The following is a 17,583-nucleotide window of genomic DNA, read 5'->3' on the forward strand; positions in this document are numbered from 1 at the left end:
AGCTACAGGTGGCCGGCAAGCTCGACGCAACCCTCGGCGAGGCCTCAACAGCCAACGCTGCATCCGTGCGTGCGCGTGACCGCGCAGCTCGGCCGGGAGCGTTCGCGGACGCCGCGCTCCCACTCTCGATCGGCGCCTCGGTGCTCGGGTCGTTGCTCGTCGGAACAACGCTCTACGGGGACCTCGGCGGTACCGCCGGTGCGATGACGCCGATGGCGCTCGCCGTGCTGGTGCTCGTTCCGCTGGCCGCATTCGAGGCGACGTCTGCACTACCCGCCGCCGCAATCGCGCTGACGAAAGCCCGGGTGTCGGCGTCGCGCATCGTGGCTTTGCTCGACGCCGCCGAGCAACCTCGTCCGACACGAATCGAACCTCGTGTCGGCGCCGAGACGATGTCGGTCTTGAAGTCGGCGGGAGCGAGGGTTGCTGTGACAGGTTCCAGTGGAGCCGGTAAGACAACACTGCTGATGGGGCTGGCAGGGATTCTTCCGACGGCGGACGGCTCGGTCGAGGGCGGCAGATTCTTCGCCGAAGATGCGCACCTGTTCGAGACGTCGATTCTGGAGAACCTACGGGTGGCCCGCGGCGATGTCGACACCGACGAGGCCCTGCGTTCACTCGGCGAGGTCGGGCTCGCCGACTGGGTGGCGGAGCTACCCGAAGGCATCGATACGACGCTGGTGGGCGGAGCGCGGGCAGTGTCCGGCGGGCAGCGTCGACGGCTTCTGCTGGCACGAGCGCTGCTGTCGGACGCGCCGGTTCTCCTGTTGGACGAGCCCACCGAGCACCTCGACGATGCAGGTGGGGCAGCTCTTGTGCGTCGGCTGCTCGATCGCAACGGCGCGTTGCTCGGGAGGGACCGCGGTGTCGTGCTCGTCACGCACCGACTGCCCGCCGATACGGCTGCTGACCTGGTGATCGACCTGGATATTTCGCTGTCGGAGAACTCTGCCGAAATTCCTTTGCGCACTCCGTGAAGCGGGCGTACTTTGGCCAGTACACGAGAGAGGAGGTGGTCTGAAGTTGCATAACTCTAGGACGCGTGAGGTGGCTGCCCGCTAGCCGCTACCGCTGACGGATTCACTTTCGCGCGAGCGGCGAGCGAATCCCAGGCAGCTACCCGACCCCCGAGCCCTCGGTCCGTCCGACCGAGACCTGATACGTCAGGTACGGCTCGGGGGTCGTTCGCTTGCGCAGCCGAAAAAACTATGTGATGCGTGCTCACCCGATGTAACGCGCGAGACGCGCGGACAACCGGGGAGCGAGTTCACCGTCGGCGCCGATGCGTTCTTCGACGTATGCCAGATCAGCACCCTCGACGATGCCGTACAGGCGCTTGGCGCCACCGACCAGAGCGCCGGAGGTGGACCGGATGACAACGTCGGTTGCGAGCTCCCAGGACGACTGATTGAGTGCGTGACCGTAGAAGAGCTCGACGACGCCGGTGCTGTGCGTCAGCAGGAGTTCGATGACTTCCTCGTTGTCGCTGCCCTTCACGCCGTCGCCTCCGCTGATCCGCCAGAAGCCGAGTTCGCGCAGATCGGGGTGAGCGTAGTTTCCGTCGGAGTCGAGCCGCCACGAACGCGATTCCCAGGCAAGGTATCTCCCACCATCGTGGGAGATGACGATCTGTTGACCGAAGGCGTACTCCTGCCCGGATTCGGGATCGCGGCCTTCGCCCTCGCCTCGCCACACTCCGACCAACGGCAACAGTGCCAGCAGGGCGGGATTGAGATCCGGACCCAACCGCAGGTTCGCGGTGTCCTCCGGGTGCGGCAGGTCGGGAAGAGTCGGAATGTTGCGCGTCGACGTGGACGCGAACTTCTCGGCTGCCTCGGCTATCGCCTCGTTGGCAGAGCGAGTGTCGTCCGACCCGTCGGCTGCGCGGTCACTCACGATTCTTCGGTGACCAAGCGGTAGACGACGTACAGCGAGAACGCGATGATGGCTACTGCGGCCAGGACCAGCAGTGCCTCGAAGAAGATGACCACGGCCACGAGTTTAGACCCAGCTGCACACAGGCTCGAATCCCGCCCTCGGCTACGGATCCTTTTCGTGGCATCTCCCAGAAATCACGGGGTCGATTTCGTACATCTACGGTGCATGTCTTCGGATTGGCTGCGGCACGGTACCTTCCTCTCTGAGCGCCGGACCCGGGGAAGAAGCAGTCCGGCGCGTTCTTGTGCACGAAACGCACTGGATCACGTTTTGGATCTACTGGGGGAGGACCCGTTCATGCGGCGCCGAACACGTGCTGGCTCGAAAATGTGCGCAACCTGGGCAATGGCCACAGCGACAGCTGCCGCGCTGCTCCTGGTGCTACCGGTCGCTGCCTCTGCCGCGCCCGGCTCCGAACTGCCGACGCCGGGATCCGCCGACAGTGGTTCGAGTGACAGTGGTTCGAGTGACAGTGGTTCCGGGGGGAGTGGCTCCGCAGGTACCGAACCCGACATCGATCCCAACAACTACGCGCAGGAATGCCCGGACGTGCTGATGCTCGCCGTATCGGGCGCAACGGACGCCGACGCAGACCGCGATCCACTCGACGAGCAGGAGCGCTCTCCGATCTCGAACTGGGTGGGCAACGTCACACTGCCCACCGGGCAGGCGAACTCGACCAATCCGGGCTCCGTGGGATGGCTCTACGTGCCGTACCCGTCGACCTACGGTGTCGACATCTTCAGCGTTCCGTCGTACCAGGACTCGACCCTCGAGGGCGTCGCGTCCACGAACAGGCTGCTGGACGAGTACAAGATCAAATGCGGTGACGGCACGAAGTTCGTTCTCCTCGGTTACAGCGTCGGCGGCGAGGTCGTCGAGCGCGTGTCCATGGAACTCGGCCACCGCGACCCGAATGCGCTCGTCACCGGTGACGACATTGCAGGTGTGGTGATGATCGGCGCGCCGTACCGTCCCGCGGGCGTTCCCAACTTCGACGAGCCAGGGCCGTCGCGCGGCGGATTCCAGTCGTCGACCCCGAAGGACTACGGCACCCTGAACGACAAGGTGACGTGGTCGTGCCGGCCGTACGACCTGGCATGTGACGCTCCCGACGACATCGTCGCGTTGCAGTTGGCGCTCGGCGTGCTCGGGCAGATGCGATTCACGCTGCTCAACCCGGTGCAGACGATCTCCGACTTCGCGCAGGCCGTCACCTCGATTGCCACGCGTGCCATCGTCGACATCGCGACCAACAAGAATTGGCTCGAATCGAACGAGACGCTTCTCGAGGTGTTGCTGAAGGTCTCGGACAAGGCGTACGACGTCGACGTCGAATCCGGCATGGCACAACTGACGCCGGAACAGCTCCTCGCCGATCTCAATTGGGCGATGGGCCCGGGAGCGGAAACGGTTCACCGCAAGCTGCGCGCCGAAGGCGAAGGGCTGATCGAGAACAACAAGGGCATCGTCGACGTCGTCGTCGAGCCGTACATCTTCATCGGCTTCCTGCAGCACCTGCTGTACTGGAACAACAACCCGGGCGACGGTCGGGCGTGGGAAAGCGAAAAGATCGTCGCCTGGATCTCCGAACTCGCACAGGAGGAACGGGAGCGTAAGAACACGATGGACGCACCTCTCGCGCCTTCCGAAGTGGACCCGGCGCCGGTGGCAGATGGCGCGCCACTGCCCGAAGCGGCACGCGAGCCCGATCCGCAGACCCTCCCGACACCCGGAACCCTCACGCGTGAAAGCGATCTCGGTGCATTCCTCGAATCGCTCGGCCTCGTTCGGCCCGGTGTGTTCGAGCCGAGGTACGAGTCGGTTCCCGCACCGGTCGAAGCACCGTCGACGGACATCGTCCCGGAGATCTCACAGCGGTAGTTCCCGCGCGAGTCGCACAGACACGAAAGAGCCCCCGCACCGAAGGAAAAGGTGCGGGGGCTCTTTCGTGCCTACGAAGCGATCAGGCTCCGACGGTTACCGTCGCCGAATGAATGCCTGCACCTTCCGGTGCGATCTCGGCCTGGCCGTTGCCCGACGAGGACAACGCGCGAAGCGTCCACGTGCCGGGGGCCGCGAAGAAGCGGAAATCTCCGGTGCCGGACGCGACGACCTCGGCGGTGAACTCGCCGGTACCGTCGAGCAGACGCACGAACGCGCCGCCCACGGGCTCACCGTCGGACGCGAGAACGCGGCCGGTGATGACCGTTTCCTTCTCCACGTCGACGCCGGCGGGAATGGTTTGGCCCTGAACGGGTGCACCACACATATCAGTGAACCTCCAACTCGATGGGAGCTCCGACGAGGGAGCCGTACTCGACCCAGCTGCCGTCGTAGTTCTTCACGTCCGACTTGCCGAGAAGTTCCTTGAGGACGAACCAGGTGTGGCTCGAGCGCTCACCGATGCGGCAGTACGCGATGGTGGCCTTGTCCTCGTCGTAACCCTTTTCCTTGTACAGGGCTTCGAGGGCGCCGTCGTCCTTGAACGTGCCGTCCTCGTTGGCGGTCGTGCTCCACGGGATGTTGATGGCACCGGGAACGTGGCCACGCTGCTGCGCCTGCTCCTGCGGAAGGTGGGCGGGCGCGAGGATCTTGCCGGAGAACTCGTCGGGCGAGCGTACGTCGATGAGGTTCTTGTTGCCGATGGCGTCGATGACCTCGTCGCGGAAGGCGCGAATCGACAGGTCGGGTGCCTCGGCGCGGTACTGCGTGTTCTCGCGGGTGACGACGTCCTTGGACAGCGGGCGTCCGTCGAGTTCCCACTTCTTGCGGCCACCGTCGATGAGCTTGACGTCCTTGTGGCCGTACAGCTTGAAGTACCAGTAGGCGTAGGCGGCGAACCAGTTGTTGTTGCCGCCGTACAGCACGATCGTGTCGTCGTTCGAGATGCCCTTGGAGGACAGCAGACCGGAGAACTGATCCTGGTTCAGGAAGTCGCGGCGAACCGAATCCTGCAGATCCTTGCGCCAGTCGAGCTTGACGGCACCTTCGATGTGGCCGCCGTCGTAGGCGCTGGCATCCTCGTCGACCTCGACGAAGACGATCTTCGGTGCGTTCAGGTTCTGCTCGGCCCAGTCGGCAGAGACCAGGACGTCGGAGCGAGCCATGGGTTTCCTTTCGGTTCTTCTTTGATTCGGTCGGTGGTTGGGTCGAGCGTCAGGCGCGTGCGGATTGTGTCCGCAGCCGCGCCACGAGGGGGTAGATCTGGCAGCCGAGGCAGAACGCGAACGCTGCATTCAAAAATGCTGCGAACAGAGCGAAACCGGTCGCGACGGCGCCGACGACGGGTGCACCGAGGGCGAACCCGAGCACGCCTGCGGCCGCGAAAACGAAGCCGACGAGCTGCGCGAACCGCAACGAAGCAACGGGCTCGCGTTCCGTCGTCGGAACGAGACGAGGTGCGACCAGCGTCGCGAAGACCGCCCCGTACGGGCTGCGACGCGGCCCGAGGGCGGCGCCGATGGCGAACACCACGGCCTGAGCAGCCAGCACCGACGCGGCGACTGTGGTCGATGCGGTGGTCAGGACGAGAACTGCGGCCAGAACAGCGGTGGTAATCCAAGCCGCGAAACGCGGCCCACGGACATCGACCTGGTCGACGGCGGTAGAGGTGAAAGCGGACATCGTGTGTCGAGGCTCCTGCGTTCGGTATGAACGGAACAACTGCATGAATGAACAACTGCATCAACGAACAATTGCGTGGATGAACGAATTGCTGCGGGCGATGGACCTACGGCATTCATCGGCGTCTCGAGAAGGTGGCCTGGCAGCACCGAAAAGGGTGCAGCGGCATTCGAGTGGTCAGCAGCAGCGACAGCAACAACCGCCCAGTCGGCACAGGTCTACCGTGCGACGACTGGTGAGCAACAGCTCATGGCGGGACAACACAGGGTGGAGCATACCGGACGACGATGAGCGAGAAGAACTAGCGGTTCACCAGGGCGGATCGCAACGCCCCGGGTGTGGGTACGCCGGAGATGCGGGAGGTCTCGGTCAGTGTTTCGTCGAGAACGAACGTGGTCGGCAGCGACATCACGCCCATCGCACGCGCCAGCTCGGGATGTGCGTCGATATCCACTTCGAGTTCGACGGGACCGCTCACATCCCCGAGAACCTGGCCGATCACTCGGCGCACTGCGGCGCACGGGCCGCACCAGTCCGCCGAGAAGTGAAGGACGGTGACAGTGCCCGCCGAGGCACCGGCGTCGACGAGCAGCCGGATACGTTGCGGCGACGTCTCCGCGTGCGAGGTCGGCCGGACCTTGCCGCCTCGCCCCCGCAGCAGCAAACCCATCGCCGTCGCGGCGACCAGGACGAGAACGAGAACTGTGATTCCGGTCATGGCTCCTCGATCTGATTGAGATCGATGGTCAGGTTCTCCGCGTTCCCTTCGATGACGATCTGCGAGCCCTCGGCATACACGTCGGTGGGCAGTACCCCGAAGGGCAACGTCTGCCGGTCGATCGTGCGGGTGAACAAGCCCAGCACCGCTCCCTCGGCGAACTCCGGAATGCTGAAATCGGCATTTCCCTCAGGGCCGAAGTAGAAGTCGCTCGCGACGATGTCGACGCTGTCACCGGACAGGATCAAGTCGGCCTGCACGCTCACCTTCGTCTCGATCGGTCCGACGGGCACCGTGCCGGTGAGAACAACCCCTCCGTTGGTTGTCATCCCCGAGCCTCCCGAACCGCCCGTGCCGTCCGACTTGTCCGCCGGAGGAGCGGAAACCTGCAGGTCGACGATGCCGAGGAAGCGCCCGAGGTCGGTGGCCTCGATCCTCACGCGGCCGTCGAGTTCGTCGACCGGCACGGCGTCGACCGCACCGTCGACCAGGTCGGACAACGGAACCGAGACGCCCCGCAGATTGGCCTCGACGGTCGTCGAACCGACATAGTCGTTGGGGACGTCCTGCGCTCGGATCTCGACGTTCTGGTACTTGCCCTCTGCTGCCTGGGTGAGGAACGGGAACCCGTGCATGATCACCTGCGGGTCCGACGACAGGTCACCGCCGTCGCGGATGGCGCGCGAAACTCGGTACTCGGAGTACGCGGCGGCGCCGAAGTCCACGACGACTGCCAGTGCCAGAAGACTCACGAGTCCGATGATCAGTTTGCGCATGCCGACCATTGTGACCGAAGCATCGGGCACTGCGGCGGGCGGACGGCTGCGCAGGCACGCTAGTCTTGCTGCTTGACGCGCCAACGAGTCCTACCCGGAGTCTGCGGCCATCGAACGACAACGACTCGACTAGCCGTCGACGTGACTGCAGTAGGAATGGAGGCTGTGTGGAGCTCCTGCTTCTGACCTCCGACCCAAATCCGGAGGCTGTTCTGCCGTCCCTTGCGCTACTCGCGCACCATGTACGGCCCGCCCCGACCGAAGTGTCCTCACTTCTCGAAGCGGGATCGGCAGATATAGCACTTGTCGACGCGCGTACGGACCTCGCAGCAGCGCGCGGACTCTGCAGACTGCTCGGAAGCACCGGCTCGGCCATTCCGGTCGTCGCGGTACTGACCGAGGGCGGGCTCGTCGCCGTCAACTCCGACTGGGGTCTGGACGACATCCTTCTGCCCGGCACCGGCCCCGCTGAGCTCGATGCACGGCTGAGGCTGCTGGTCGGCCGTTCGGGGGGCGTCGCCAGCCCGGAAGCATCCGGCAAGATCACGCTCGGCGAGCTCGTCATCGACGAGGGCACGTACACCGCCAGGCTGCGAGGTCGACCACTCGACCTCACGTACAAGGAGTTCGAGCTCCTCAAATACCTGGCTCAGCACGCCGGTCGCGTCTTCACCCGCGCGCAGCTGCTGCAGGAGGTGTGGGGATACGACTTCTTCGGTGGTACCCGCACCGTCGACGTCCACGTTCGACGCCTCCGCGCCAAGCTGGGCACCGAGTACGAATCTCTGATCGGCACCGTCCGCAACGTCGGGTACAAGGCGGTGCGGCCGAGCCGCAGCGCGAAGAGCGGTTCGGCAGGGTCCGACGACGATGTCGACCTGTCGCCCGACCACGGCCCGGGCCCGCAGCTCAGCACGCTGGGCCGCATTTCCCACGGAAGCGTCGACCAGCGGTCATGAGCAACACCTTCGACATCGAGCGCCTCGACTCCACGTCCGCGCAGGAGGTATTCGACGACGTCAGGCTGCTGGCCCGGCGAGCAGCGGAGGCCGACGGCACCGCGCCGTTGTCGGAGCAAGCTCTCAAAGCGCTCGCGCCCGACAGCGACGACATCCACCTGATTGCGACCGCCGCAGGCCGGACGGTGGGTTACGCGGGCGTGGCGTCGGCCGCGTCGAGTTCTTCGTCGATGTCGGAAGCCGTCGTGGATCCGGATTTCCGACGCCGCGGCGTCGGGAGTGCCCTGGTCGAGCGAGCGCTCTCGGAGGGCGGTGCCGGCGCAAGAATCTGGGCGCACGGCAATGTTCCCGCCGCGCAGGCCCTCGCTTCGAATCTGAATTTGGCAGTGGCTCGTGAGCTACTGCAGATGAGACGTCCGCTCGCGACACCCGCGCTGCCTGAAGTTGTTGTGCCGCAGGGTATTACGCTACGAACGTACCGGGGCCACCAGGACGACGCGGAGCTTCTGCGTGTCAACAATGCTGCCTTTTCTTGGCATCCCGAGCAAGGCGGTTGGACCGAGAGGGACATCGCCGAGCGTCGTGAAGAACCGTGGTTCGACCCCGCTGGAGTTTTCCTCGCCTTCGAGGAGGGAACCGACGACCTGCTCGGATTCCACTGGACCAAGGTTCACCCGGCCGAGGCCGGTGAGGACGAGATCGGCGAGGTGTACGTCGTCGGCATCGATCCGAAGGCCCAGGGGCGGGGGCTCGGACGCGTCTTGACGCTGGCCGGCCTGCATTACCTGCACGGGCGCCGACTCGCCGACGTGCTGCTCTACGTCGAAGCCGACAACGCCGCCGCCGTGCATACCTACGAACGGCTGGATTTCACGCGCTTTCACGTCGATACCGCCTACTCGCGCGCATAGAAGCGGGCTCGCTGCCAGTCTGTTCATCTTCCGTTAACCGGCGTGGGGGCAACCGTCTACCGGCTCCCCCTACCTTCTCTTTGGGTGGCGCCGACGCTGCCCGGTGCCAGGGGAGATCTTTTTTGCCTGCACCGACACTCTCGCAACCGAGTCGAAAGACGCGGTCAGCGAACACGGCAACAAGATTCCCCGGAGGAAACAGGTGAAGCTCAAGCGCAGCGCGTCCCTCGTAGGCGCAGTCGCTCTCAGCACCATGCTGCTGGCGGCATGCGGTAGCGATGCGAACGTCGAATCAGTCGACGCTTCCGAGTCGGCAGCCACGTGCGAGGGTAAGACCCCTCTGACTGGTGAAGGCTCGTCCGCACAGCAGAACGCGATGTCCAACTTCACGTCCATCTACGCAGGTGTCTGCTCCGACAAGGCCGTCGAGTACACCACCAGCGGCTCCGGCAATGGCCGCACCCAGTTCGTCGCAGGCCTCGTCGACTTCGCCGGCTCCGACTCCGCCATCAAGGACGAGCAGGCAACCCAGGCTGCAGAGCGTTGCGCAAGCAACCCCGCATGGAACCTCCCGCTCGTCTTCGGGCCGGTCGCCATCGCCTACAACCTCGAAGGCGTCGACAACCTCGTCGTCGATCCCACCGTTGCAGCACGCATCTTCAACGGTCAGATCACCACCTGGAACGATCCCGCCATCGCTGCACTCAACGAGGGCGTCGAGCTCCCCGCAGAGCCGATCACCCCGATCTACCGCTCCGACTCGTCGGGCACCAGCGACAACTTCCAGCGCTTCCTCGCTGCATCCGCACCCGAGGCCTGGACGCTCGACCACAGCTCCGACTGGGCCGGTGGAGTCGGCGAAGGCGCCAACGGTTCGTCGGGTGTCGCCCAGGCAGTCGCCGCTACTCCCGGCTCGATCACCTACGTCGAGAAGGGCTTCGCGGACCAGGAAGGACTCGGCGCAGCCAGCGTCGACTTCGGCAACGGACCGGTGGAGCTCAGCAGTGAGTCCGCTGCCGCAGCCATCGACAAGGCCGAGTTCTCGGGCGAGGGCAACGACCTCGTCATCGACATCGACGCTCTCTACTCGAGCAACGAAGCCGACAGCTACCCGCTGGTTCTCGCGACCTACGAGATCGTCTGCTCCGCCGGCTACGACGCCGACACCTCCGCAGCAGTCAAGTCGTTCCTGCTCAGCGCTGCGAACGAAGGCCAGCAGGGCCTCGAGGAAGCCGGATACGTCCCGCTGCCCGAGTCCTTCAAAGCGCGCCTCGAAACTGCGATCAACGCGATCGCCTGATTCAATAACAGACGAGATCCTGTTCCGGCGCCACGGTCACGAGCCGTGGCGTCGGGGTAGGGCTCCCGTCGTCAACCAACACTTGAGAGACGTGACGGTATGAGCGACACCCACTCGATCACCGGCATACCCGGCGCGGACAATCTTGCCGCGAGCGGCGCGCCGCGGAACACGGAAGAATCCAAGCCATTGCCCGACAACAAAGCCAAGGGCGGCACAGTAGTACGCCCGGGTGACCGGATCTTCTCCACCCTCGCCACGGGCTCGGGTGTCTTCGTCATCGTGCTCATCGCAGCGATCGGCGCGTTTCTCCTGTGGCGGGCCATTCCCTCGCTGCAGAACAACACCGTCAACTTCATCACCTACAACGGGCAGTGGAACACCTCGGACACGGCCGCGATGGTGTTCGGTATCCGCGACCTGTTCCTGGTGACCGCGACCGTGTCGATCTTCGCGCTCATTCTGGCCATGCCGGTGGCGCTGGGAATCGCGATCTACCTCACCAATTACGCGCCCAAAAGGGTCGCCGGGCCGCTCGGCTACGTCATCGACCTGCTCGCTGCAGTTCCGTCGATCGTGTTCGGCCTCTGGGGCCTCTACGTTCTCGCACCCGCCATCGGCCCGTTCGCCGAGTGGCTCAACGGCAGCCTCGGGTGGTTTCCGCTGTTCGCCACCGGCTCGGTGTCGATCATCGGCGGTGGAACCATCTTCACCGGCGGCATCGTGCTGGCCGTCATGATCCTGCCGATCATCGCAGCCGTCACCCGCGAAGTCTTCGTTCAGACGCCGAAGGGTCAGATCGAAGCAGCTCTCGCACTCGGCGCGACGCGCTGGGAAGTTGTTCGCACGACCGTCATCCCGTTCGGCAAGTCCGGCTTCGTCTCCGGATCCATGCTCGGCCTCGGCCGCGCACTCGGCGAGACGATCGCCCTCTACATCATCATCCGCAGCGTTCAGTCATCCTTCGGATGGACCCTGTTCGACGGTGGCAGCACCTTCGCCACGAAGATCGCACTCGCCGCCGGTGAGTTCAACAACCAACTGCAGGCCGGCGCCTACATCGCGGCAGGCCTCGTGCTCTTCGTACTGACCTTCGTGGTCAACGCGGGCGCCCGCGCCGCCATCGCAGGAAAGAAGGACTAGGCCATGACCGCAACCATGGATCGCCCGGTCAAGGAACCGACCTTCAAGGGCGTCAGCGCCCGTCGTAAGTTCTCCAACGGATTCGCGACCGTCCTCGTCAGCCTCGCCGTGCTCGTCGCTCTGGTGCCGTTGGTGTGGGTGCTGTTCACGGTCATCTCTCGCGGACTGAGCGCAGTCGTCGAGCCCGCGTGGTGGCAGAACTCCCAGGCAGGCATCACCCAGTTCATCGCAGGTGGCGGCGCTTACCACGCAATCGTCGGCACTCTGATGCAGGGATTGTTCTGCGCACTGATCTCCATCCCCATCGGCATCTTCGTCGCCATCTACCTCGTCGAATACGGCGTCGGTACCAGGCTCGCCAAGATCACCACGTTCATGGTCGACATCCTCACCGGTGTGCCGTCGATCGTGGCCGCGCTGTTCATCTACACGCTCTGGATCGCCACGTTCGGCTTCGAGCGTTCCGGACTCGCAGTTGCTCTCGCCCTGGTGCTGCTGATGATCCCGGTCATCGTCCGGTCCTCGGAAGAGATGCTGCGCATCGTTCCGCAGGACCTGCGTGAGGCGTCGTACGCCCTCGGTGTGCCCAAGTGGAAGACCATCGCCAAGATCGTCGTCCCGACGGCACTCTCCGGAATCGTCACCGGCATCATGCTGGCGCTGGCCCGAGTCATGGGTGAAACCGCACCGGTCCTGATTTTGGTCGGTTCGGCAACAGCGATCAACTTCAACCTGTTCGGCGGCCCGCAGACCTCTCTGCCACTGATGATGGTCGACCTGCAGAAAGCAGGAACCGGCGCGCTCACCTCCGAGCGCATGTGGGGAGCAGCGTTGACGCTGATCCTGATCATTGCTCTGCTCAACATCGGCGCGAAGTTGGTTTCCAAGTTCTTCTCGCCCAAGAACTTCTGACCGCTCGCCCCACCTGGCCTTCAAAGCCCAAGAACCTCAGGAGCCGACCATGGCAAAACGTCTCGACCTCAAAGACGTCAACATCTACTACGGCAAGTTCCACGCCGTCCAGAACGTCACCCTCGCAGTTCCGCCTCGCGGCGTCACCGCCTTCATCGGCCCGTCGGGTTGCGGTAAGTCGACTGTCCTTCGCTCGCTCAACCGCATGCACGAGGTCACCCCGGGTGCCCGCGTCGAAGGTTCCGTGCTGCTCGACGGCGAAGACATCTACGGCACAGGCGTTGACCCCGTCGGCGTTCGTCGCACCATCGGCATGGTCTTCCAGCGCCCCAACCCCTTCCCGACGATGTCCATTCGCGACAACGTCGTCGCCGGCCTGAAGCTGCAGGGTGGCCGGGGCAAGAAGGAGCTCGACGAGATCGCCGAGCGTTCCCTCAAGGGCGCGAACCTGTGGAACGAGGTCAAGGACCGCCTCGATAAGCCCGGCGGCGGGTTGTCCGGCGGCCAGCAGCAGCGTCTGTGCATCGCCCGTGCGATCGCGGTTCAGCCCGACGTTCTGCTCATGGACGAGCCGTGCTCGGCACTCGACCCGATCTCCACGCTCGCCATCGAGGACCTCATCGGTGAGCTCAAGAAGGACTTCACGATTGTGATCGTCACGCACAACATGCAGCAGGCAGCGCGCGTGAGCGATCAGACCGGCTTCTTCAACCTCGAGGCCACCGGCAAGCCCGGCCAGCTCATCGAGATCGACGACACCGAGAAGATTTTCTCCAACCCGACGCAGAAGGCAACCGAGGATTACATCTCGGGCCGCTTCGGATAGACCGCACCACAAAAGATCCCCCGCTCACCGAAAGGTGGTCGGGGGTTCTTTCGTACGCGACGGCACTCGAGAGACTGGGGGCCGGTAGAGGAGAACGTCCCGATCGACGAACGTGACGTTCTCCTCGCCGGAAGTCAGGCCTTGGGTAGCTTGTTTGCGTTGAGCTCGACGGGGAGTTCGCCGGTGACGAGGAAGATCACGCGACGGCCGACCTCCACCGCATGGTCGGCGAAACGCTCGTAGAAGCGGCCGAGCAGGGTGACGTCGACTGCGGCTGCAACGCCGTGCTTCCATTCGCGGTCCATGAGGACCGTGAACAGGTGCCGGTGCAGATCGTCCATCGCCTCGTCTTCTTCACGAAGCTTGGCTGCGCGCTCGGGATCGCGGGTTTCCAGAACCTCACGTGCCGACGCACCGAGCTGCACGGCGATGCGGCCCATTTCGGCGAAGTAGCCGTTGACCTCTTCAGGCAGCGTGTGCTTGGGGTGGCGACGACGAGTGATTTTGGCTACGTGCAGGGCGAGGGCGCCCATTCGATCGATGTCCGCGACGATCTGAATGCCGGAGACGACGGAACGGAGATCGCCTGCCACCGGTGCCTGCAGCGCGAGCAGGGAGAAAGCCTTCTCCTCGCACACCGCACTGAGTTCGGTGATCTTGTCGTGTTCCGAGATGACCTGCTCGGCCAGCACGAGATCTGCTTGGAGTAGGGATTGGGTGGCCTTGTCCATGGCGGATCCGGCCAGAGCAGCCATCTCACCGAGAAGGTCGGCCAACTCGTTCATCTGTTCGTTGTAGGCGACGCGCATAAGCGCAAAGTTTAGTGTGCCGCTCTGACTGGTTGGCGGTCACGTGGGTGAACGGGACGTGAATGGATCTTTTTGGGTCAGGCGCAGGTGTCGTCGGCCGCGTTGGTGAAGGCGAGATTCTCGGGCAGCGGCGGCGCCCCGGTGACGCCCTCGGCCCGGGTGGCCTCGACGGACTGTCCGACCGGTGCAGGTGCGTTGGTGTAGCCGGGGTAATCGGAGCCGAGCACGACTTCGACGACGTCGTCCAACCCTGCGGACTCCTCGATGACAGCACCCGGGATGGTGGAGGCGACGGTGGCCGCGTCCGATTCCTGTCCGGGCGAGTAGCGCACGACGGTTTGCTGGGCGGTACCCACGAAGTTGCCCACCGTCAGGATCTGGAACCCGTAGGTCGCGAGCTCGTCCGAGGCGGTCGAAGCCATGCCTGCGATGTCCGATGCATTGGAGACCTGGATGGACACGGTGGTCGGATCGACGGCCAGGACTGGGGCCGTCGGTGCCGCAGTCGTCTCCGGTGCGGGCGCTGCATCCTTGCGTTCCTCACCGGGAAGGGGGAGGTCGTCGATGATCGCCTTGAACAGCGCTGCAATCGCCGAGTCGACGGGAATCTCGTTGCCCCAGTCGTTGGTGCCGTCGGTCGGCAGTGTCAGGAAAGTGACGGCTCCGGCATCGACGTTCTGCAGCGACCGGCCCAGTGTGACCAGGTCCTGCGTCTTCACGTTCTCCACGAAGGTGTCGCGGGTGAACGCGTTGACGAAGCCATTGAGTTTGCCCGGATCGAGCAAGACCTTGTTGGAGAGCGCAGACCTTAGCAACGACGACAGGAACCGCTGCTGGCGCTTGATCCGGCCGTAGTCACCGTTGCCCTCGGATTCGACGTTGCGGGCGCGCACATAATTGAGGGCGGTGCGACCGTCGATGCGCTGCTCGCCCACAGTGGGCAGAACCGTGCCGAGCTCGTAATCGACCAGTGGCTGCGGGGTGCAGACCTCGACGCCGCCCACCTCGTCGACCATCGATTCGAAGCCGGCGAAGTCCATGCCGACGAAGTGTCCGATCCTGAGTCCTGAGATCTTTTGAATTGTCTTGACGAGGCATTTCGGGCCGCCGAGCGCGTACGTCGCGTTGAGCTTGTCGCCGTCCGCTTCCGGGAACATCTCGCCGGTATAGGTGTTCGTCTGGTTGTCGAACGCCTCGCACTGCGGGCGCTCGACGTCGAGGTCTCGGGGAAACGACACGGCGACGACGCGGCTGCGGTCTGCCGGGATGTTGACGAGCATGACCGTGTCGGATCGGGCGCCTTCCGCGTCTGCGACGGTACCTGCGCCGATCTCACCGCTGGCGCCCGCGCGCGTGTCGGTTCCGACGATCAAATACGTCTCGTCGCCGTATTGTCCCTCGGCGTCGACGACGTCCGTGGAGTCCGGGTCGAGCGCGGCGACCTGGGCGAATCCGCGGTCGGTACTGCGTAGGTACCCCCACACGACGCCGGTGAGGGCCACCGACAGGATCGCGACGACGGAGACGAGCCCCCGGGCGACGTTGCGGATGCGCTTGCGGCGTCGGACCTTGCTCATGGCGAGGCGGGTGAGCGCGGGGCGATCCTCTGCCGGGTTCCCGACGGCTTCCGGTTTCGCGGGCGTCGGCGGGGGCGTGCGATCGGTGATCGGGGCGATCTTCTCGGTCGGTGCCTCGACATGGGGGCGCTCGGCTGCCGCACCGACGTTGCCACCCTCCGATCTGCCCATCAGTTCCGCGACGGAGACCTGGTCCGACCTGTCCGACTTGCTCGACTTGTCCGTCGGCCGCTTACGCAGGCGGCCGAGTCGGCCGCTTGCGCCGGGCGGCTTGGGTGCGTCAGGCCTGTCGGGCGCGCTGTCAGAAGGCTCGCTCGGGGGTGAGTCGGAAGCCGGGGCGTCACGCTGGATCCGGGCGATCGGACGCTCCCACGGCGCCCGTCTTTCGGACGCGGGCTGGCCCGGATCTCGGTCGTCACCCACGGATTGAGAACCTGGCCTTCCTAGCGCATGAACATTGCCGACCATCGGGCAATCCCAGCAATGATACTGACGAAACCTGTGGGGTCCACTCAGCGCAAATCCCCCGGTAAAGGGCGAGGTCAGCCGCCGGAATGCATGAGGTCGGCGCCCGTCGGCACGGACACGTCTTCGGGGTCGTCGAGCCAACCCTCGGGAAGTGACACGGCGCCGGGGGAACCCTGTCGGCCGCGCGGGCCCTCGGCGTCCTTGGGGAAGGGCACAGTGGGGTCGAGTTGGGCAAGAAGATCATCGAGTTCGGGAAGCGTCTTCACCAGCGCCATCTGTACGCGTACCTCGGAACCCGCGGGAAAGCCACGTAGGTACCAGGCGACATGCTTGCGTAGTTCGCGTAGGCCCTTGTCCTCGCCGTGGTGGTCGGCCAGCAGCTCCGCGTGACGCCTGATGATGACCGCCACCTCGCCCAGCGTCGGTGGCGTGGGCTCCGGACGACCGGCGAAGCGCGCACTCAGTTCGGCGAAAAGCCAAGGACGGCCCAGGCAACCCCGGCCGACGACGACCCCGTCGCAGCCGGTCTCGTCCATCATCCGTACGGCGTCGGACGCAGAGAAGATGTCGCCGTTGCCGAGGACGGGAACGTCGGTGACATGCTCTTTCAGTCGCGCGATCTGCGACCAATCGGCTGTGCCCGAGTACCGCTGCGACGCGGTCCGCGCGTGCAGAGCGACTGCGGCAGCGCCCTCCGCAGCGGCAATACGGCCTGCGTCGAGGTGGGTGTGATGCTGATCGTCGATCCCGACACGGAATTTGACGGTGACCGGGATGTCGGTGCCCTCGGTTGCCTTGACGGCAGCTGCGACGATGCGGCCGAAGAGGGCCCGCTTGTAGGGCAAGGCCGCTCCGCCGCCCTTCTTGGTGACCTTGGGAACGGGGCAGCCGAAGTTCATGTCGATGTGGTCGGCCAGGTTGTCGTCGACGATCATCTTCGCGGCGGCATAGGTGGTGTCGGGATCGACCGTGTAAAGCTGCAATGACCGGGGCGATTCGGTGGGGCCGAAAGTGGTCATGTGCATGGTCGCCGGTTGGCGCTCGACGAGGGCACGAGCGGTGACCATCTCGCACACGTACAGGCCGGACGTGCTGCCGGCGCGGGCGATTTCTTGTTCGCGGCACAGTGTGCGGAACGCCACGTTGGTGACGCCCGCCATCGGGGCGAGAACGACCGGGCTGTCGAGCTCGAGTGATCCGATCCGCAGTGTCATGGGTAGAGCCTCGTTCGGTGTCGATGAAGGTGTTCGATAACGATCGACGCCCGGCACCGAAGCGGTGCCGGGCGCGATCGACGTGCTAGGTGGATCAGGAGGCCTGCTTCTCGGCCTTCTTGGCCTCGCGGGCGAGCGACCGGTCGCGCATTTCCTCGAACTTGGTGGCCTGACGCTCGAGATCCTCCAGGAAGGCTGCGAGCTCCTCGCGTCGGTTCTCGCCGCGGCCGGTGAAATCTTCGCGCTCGAAGATTCGCCACTTGCGGAGAACGGGCCAGACGACGTCTTCGAGGTGCTGACGCAGGTCGTAGATGCCGTGCTTGGCCATGAGCACACCGTTGCGACGGAAATTCGGCATCCCGGCGCCCGGCATCTGGAAGTTCATGACGATGTCCGATACCGCGT

At 64.9% G+C, this 17,583-nt stretch carries 18 protein-coding genes; 8 read left to right on the forward strand and 10 right to left on the reverse strand.

Annotated features, from left to right (window positions below):
- Positions 1–977 (forward strand): ATP-binding cassette domain-containing protein (locus WBQ44_RS13255; RefSeq protein WP_495567144.1); only part of this gene is annotated, 977 nt, incomplete at its 5' end.
- Between the two features lie 244 nt (positions 978–1,221).
- Here the strand turns inward: WBQ44_RS13255 and WBQ44_RS13260 are convergent.
- Complete coding sequence (locus tag WBQ44_RS13260; RefSeq protein ID WP_495567145.1) at positions 1,222–1,896, reverse strand: heme-binding beta-barrel domain-containing protein; 675 nt, start codon at positions 1,894–1,896, stop codon at positions 1,222–1,224.
- 387 nt (positions 1,897–2,283) lie between these two features.
- Between WBQ44_RS13260 and WBQ44_RS13265 the strand changes: the two genes are divergently transcribed.
- Positions 2,284–3,822: a cutinase family protein gene (locus WBQ44_RS13265; protein ID WP_495567146.1), complete on the forward strand. Its 1,539-nt coding sequence runs from the start codon at positions 2,284–2,286 to the stop codon at positions 3,820–3,822.
- An 82-nt stretch (positions 3,823–3,904) separates the two neighbouring features.
- Here the strand turns inward: WBQ44_RS13265 and WBQ44_RS13270 are convergent, their stop codons facing one another.
- From WBQ44_RS13270 to WBQ44_RS13290, 5 genes are all read right to left on the reverse strand, one after another.
- A complete protein-coding gene (locus WBQ44_RS13270; protein WP_495567147.1) occupies positions 3,905–4,210 on the reverse strand; it encodes a DUF1416 domain-containing protein in 306 nt (101 codons plus the stop codon).
- A gap of 1 nt (position 4,211) precedes the next feature.
- Positions 4,212–5,048 carry a sulfurtransferase gene (locus WBQ44_RS13275; RefSeq protein ID WP_495567148.1) on the reverse strand — a complete coding sequence of 279 codons (837 nt, stop codon included), beginning with the start codon at positions 5,046–5,048 and terminating at the stop codon, positions 4,212–4,214.
- Between the two features lie 49 nt (positions 5,049–5,097).
- On the reverse strand, positions 5,098–5,565 hold the full coding sequence (locus WBQ44_RS13280; protein ID WP_495567149.1) for a DUF4395 domain-containing protein: 468 nt from the start codon (positions 5,563–5,565) through the stop codon (positions 5,098–5,100).
- A gap of 301 nt (positions 5,566–5,866) precedes the next feature.
- Complete coding sequence (locus WBQ44_RS13285; RefSeq protein WP_495567150.1) at positions 5,867–6,283, reverse strand: thioredoxin family protein; 417 nt, start codon at positions 6,281–6,283, stop codon at positions 5,867–5,869.
- Positions 6,280–7,059, reverse strand: a complete 780-nt coding sequence (locus tag WBQ44_RS13290; protein ID WP_495567151.1) for an LmeA family phospholipid-binding protein — start codon at positions 7,057–7,059, stop codon at positions 6,280–6,282. Before WBQ44_RS13290 ends, WBQ44_RS13285 begins: the two co-directional genes overlap by 4 nt.
- A gap of 167 nt (positions 7,060–7,226) precedes the next feature.
- On the opposite strand from WBQ44_RS13290, the gene WBQ44_RS13295 reads away from it, so the two are divergent.
- From WBQ44_RS13295 to pstB, 6 genes are all read left to right on the forward strand, one after another.
- On the forward strand, positions 7,227–8,018 hold the full coding sequence (locus WBQ44_RS13295; RefSeq protein WP_495567152.1) for a winged helix-turn-helix transcriptional regulator: 792 nt from the start codon (positions 7,227–7,229) through the stop codon (positions 8,016–8,018).
- Positions 8,015–8,929 carry a mycothiol synthase gene (gene mshD / locus WBQ44_RS13300; protein ID WP_495567153.1) on the forward strand — a complete coding sequence of 305 codons (915 nt, stop codon included), beginning with the start codon at positions 8,015–8,017 and terminating at the stop codon, positions 8,927–8,929. Before WBQ44_RS13295 ends, mshD begins: the two co-directional genes overlap by 4 nt.
- A gap of 202 nt (positions 8,930–9,131) precedes the next feature.
- Positions 9,132–10,229: a phosphate ABC transporter substrate-binding protein PstS gene (gene pstS, locus WBQ44_RS13305; protein ID WP_495567154.1), complete on the forward strand. Its 1,098-nt coding sequence runs from the start codon at positions 9,132–9,134 to the stop codon at positions 10,227–10,229.
- Between the two features lie 99 nt (positions 10,230–10,328).
- Entirely contained in the window at positions 10,329–11,372 is a 1,044-nt protein-coding gene (pstC, locus tag WBQ44_RS13310) for a phosphate ABC transporter permease subunit PstC (RefSeq protein ID WP_495567155.1), read from the forward strand.
- Between the two features lie 3 nt (positions 11,373–11,375).
- Entirely contained in the window at positions 11,376–12,284 is a 909-nt protein-coding gene (gene pstA / locus WBQ44_RS13315) for a phosphate ABC transporter permease PstA (RefSeq protein ID WP_495567156.1), read from the forward strand.
- 49 nt (positions 12,285–12,333) lie between these two features.
- Positions 12,334–13,110, forward strand: a complete 777-nt coding sequence (pstB, locus tag WBQ44_RS13320) for a phosphate ABC transporter ATP-binding protein PstB (protein WP_495567157.1) — start codon at positions 12,334–12,336, stop codon at positions 13,108–13,110.
- Between the two features lie 134 nt (positions 13,111–13,244).
- On the opposite strand, the gene phoU is transcribed toward pstB, so the two are convergent.
- From phoU to WBQ44_RS13340, 4 genes are all read right to left on the reverse strand, one after another.
- Positions 13,245–13,919, reverse strand: a complete 675-nt coding sequence (phoU, locus tag WBQ44_RS13325; RefSeq protein WP_495567158.1) for a phosphate signaling complex protein PhoU — start codon at positions 13,917–13,919, stop codon at positions 13,245–13,247.
- A gap of 77 nt (positions 13,920–13,996) precedes the next feature.
- Entirely contained in the window at positions 13,997–15,919 is a 1,923-nt protein-coding gene (locus WBQ44_RS13330) for an LCP family glycopolymer transferase (RefSeq protein WP_495567159.1), read from the reverse strand.
- 119 nt (positions 15,920–16,038) lie between these two features.
- Complete coding sequence (gene dusB / locus WBQ44_RS13335) at positions 16,039–17,178, reverse strand: tRNA dihydrouridine synthase DusB (protein ID WP_495567160.1); 1,140 nt, start codon at positions 17,176–17,178, stop codon at positions 16,039–16,041.
- Between the two features lie 94 nt (positions 17,179–17,272).
- On the reverse strand, positions 17,273–17,583 hold a 311-nt coding region (locus WBQ44_RS13340; protein WP_495567161.1), incomplete at its 5' end, for an acyl-ACP desaturase.

This window comes from Rhodococcus sp. (in: high G+C Gram-positive bacteria) (assembly GCF_049591685.1).
GTDB lineage: Bacteria > Actinomycetota > Actinomycetes > Mycobacteriales > Mycobacteriaceae > Rhodococcoides.

Excerpts from the sequence above, each read along its gene's own strand:
- pstB (WP_495567157.1), top strand. The coding sequence starts at position 12,334 with ATGGCAAAACGTCTCGACCTCAAAGACGTCAACATCTACTACGGCAAG.
- WBQ44_RS13285 (WP_495567150.1), bottom strand. The coding sequence starts at position 6,283 with ATGACCGGAATCACAGTTCTCGTTCTCGTCCTGGTCGCCGCGACGGCG.
- pstC (WP_495567155.1), top strand. The coding sequence starts at position 10,329 with ATGAGCGACACCCACTCGATCACCGGCATACCCGGCGCGGACAATCTT.
- WBQ44_RS13275 (WP_495567148.1), bottom strand. The coding sequence starts at position 5,048 with ATGGCTCGCTCCGACGTCCTGGTCTCTGCCGACTGGGCCGAGCAGAAC.
- WBQ44_RS13270 (WP_495567147.1), bottom strand. The coding sequence starts at position 4,210 with ATGTGTGGTGCACCCGTTCAGGGCCAAACCATTCCCGCCGGCGTCGAC.
- WBQ44_RS13265 (WP_495567146.1), top strand. The coding sequence starts at position 2,284 with ATGGCCACAGCGACAGCTGCCGCGCTGCTCCTGGTGCTACCGGTCGCT.
- dusB (WP_495567160.1), bottom strand. The coding sequence starts at position 17,178 with ATGACACTGCGGATCGGATCACTCGAGCTCGACAGCCCGGTCGTTCTC.
- phoU (WP_495567158.1), bottom strand. The coding sequence starts at position 13,919 with ATGCGCGTCGCCTACAACGAACAGATGAACGAGTTGGCCGACCTTCTC.
- WBQ44_RS13290 (WP_495567151.1), bottom strand. The coding sequence starts at position 7,059 with ATGCGCAAACTGATCATCGGACTCGTGAGTCTTCTGGCACTGGCAGTC.
- mshD (WP_495567153.1), top strand. The coding sequence starts at position 8,015 with ATGAGCAACACCTTCGACATCGAGCGCCTCGACTCCACGTCCGCGCAG.
- pstA (WP_495567156.1), top strand. The coding sequence starts at position 11,376 with ATGACCGCAACCATGGATCGCCCGGTCAAGGAACCGACCTTCAAGGGC.
- WBQ44_RS13280 (WP_495567149.1), bottom strand. The coding sequence starts at position 5,565 with ATGTCCGCTTTCACCTCTACCGCCGTCGACCAGGTCGATGTCCGTGGG.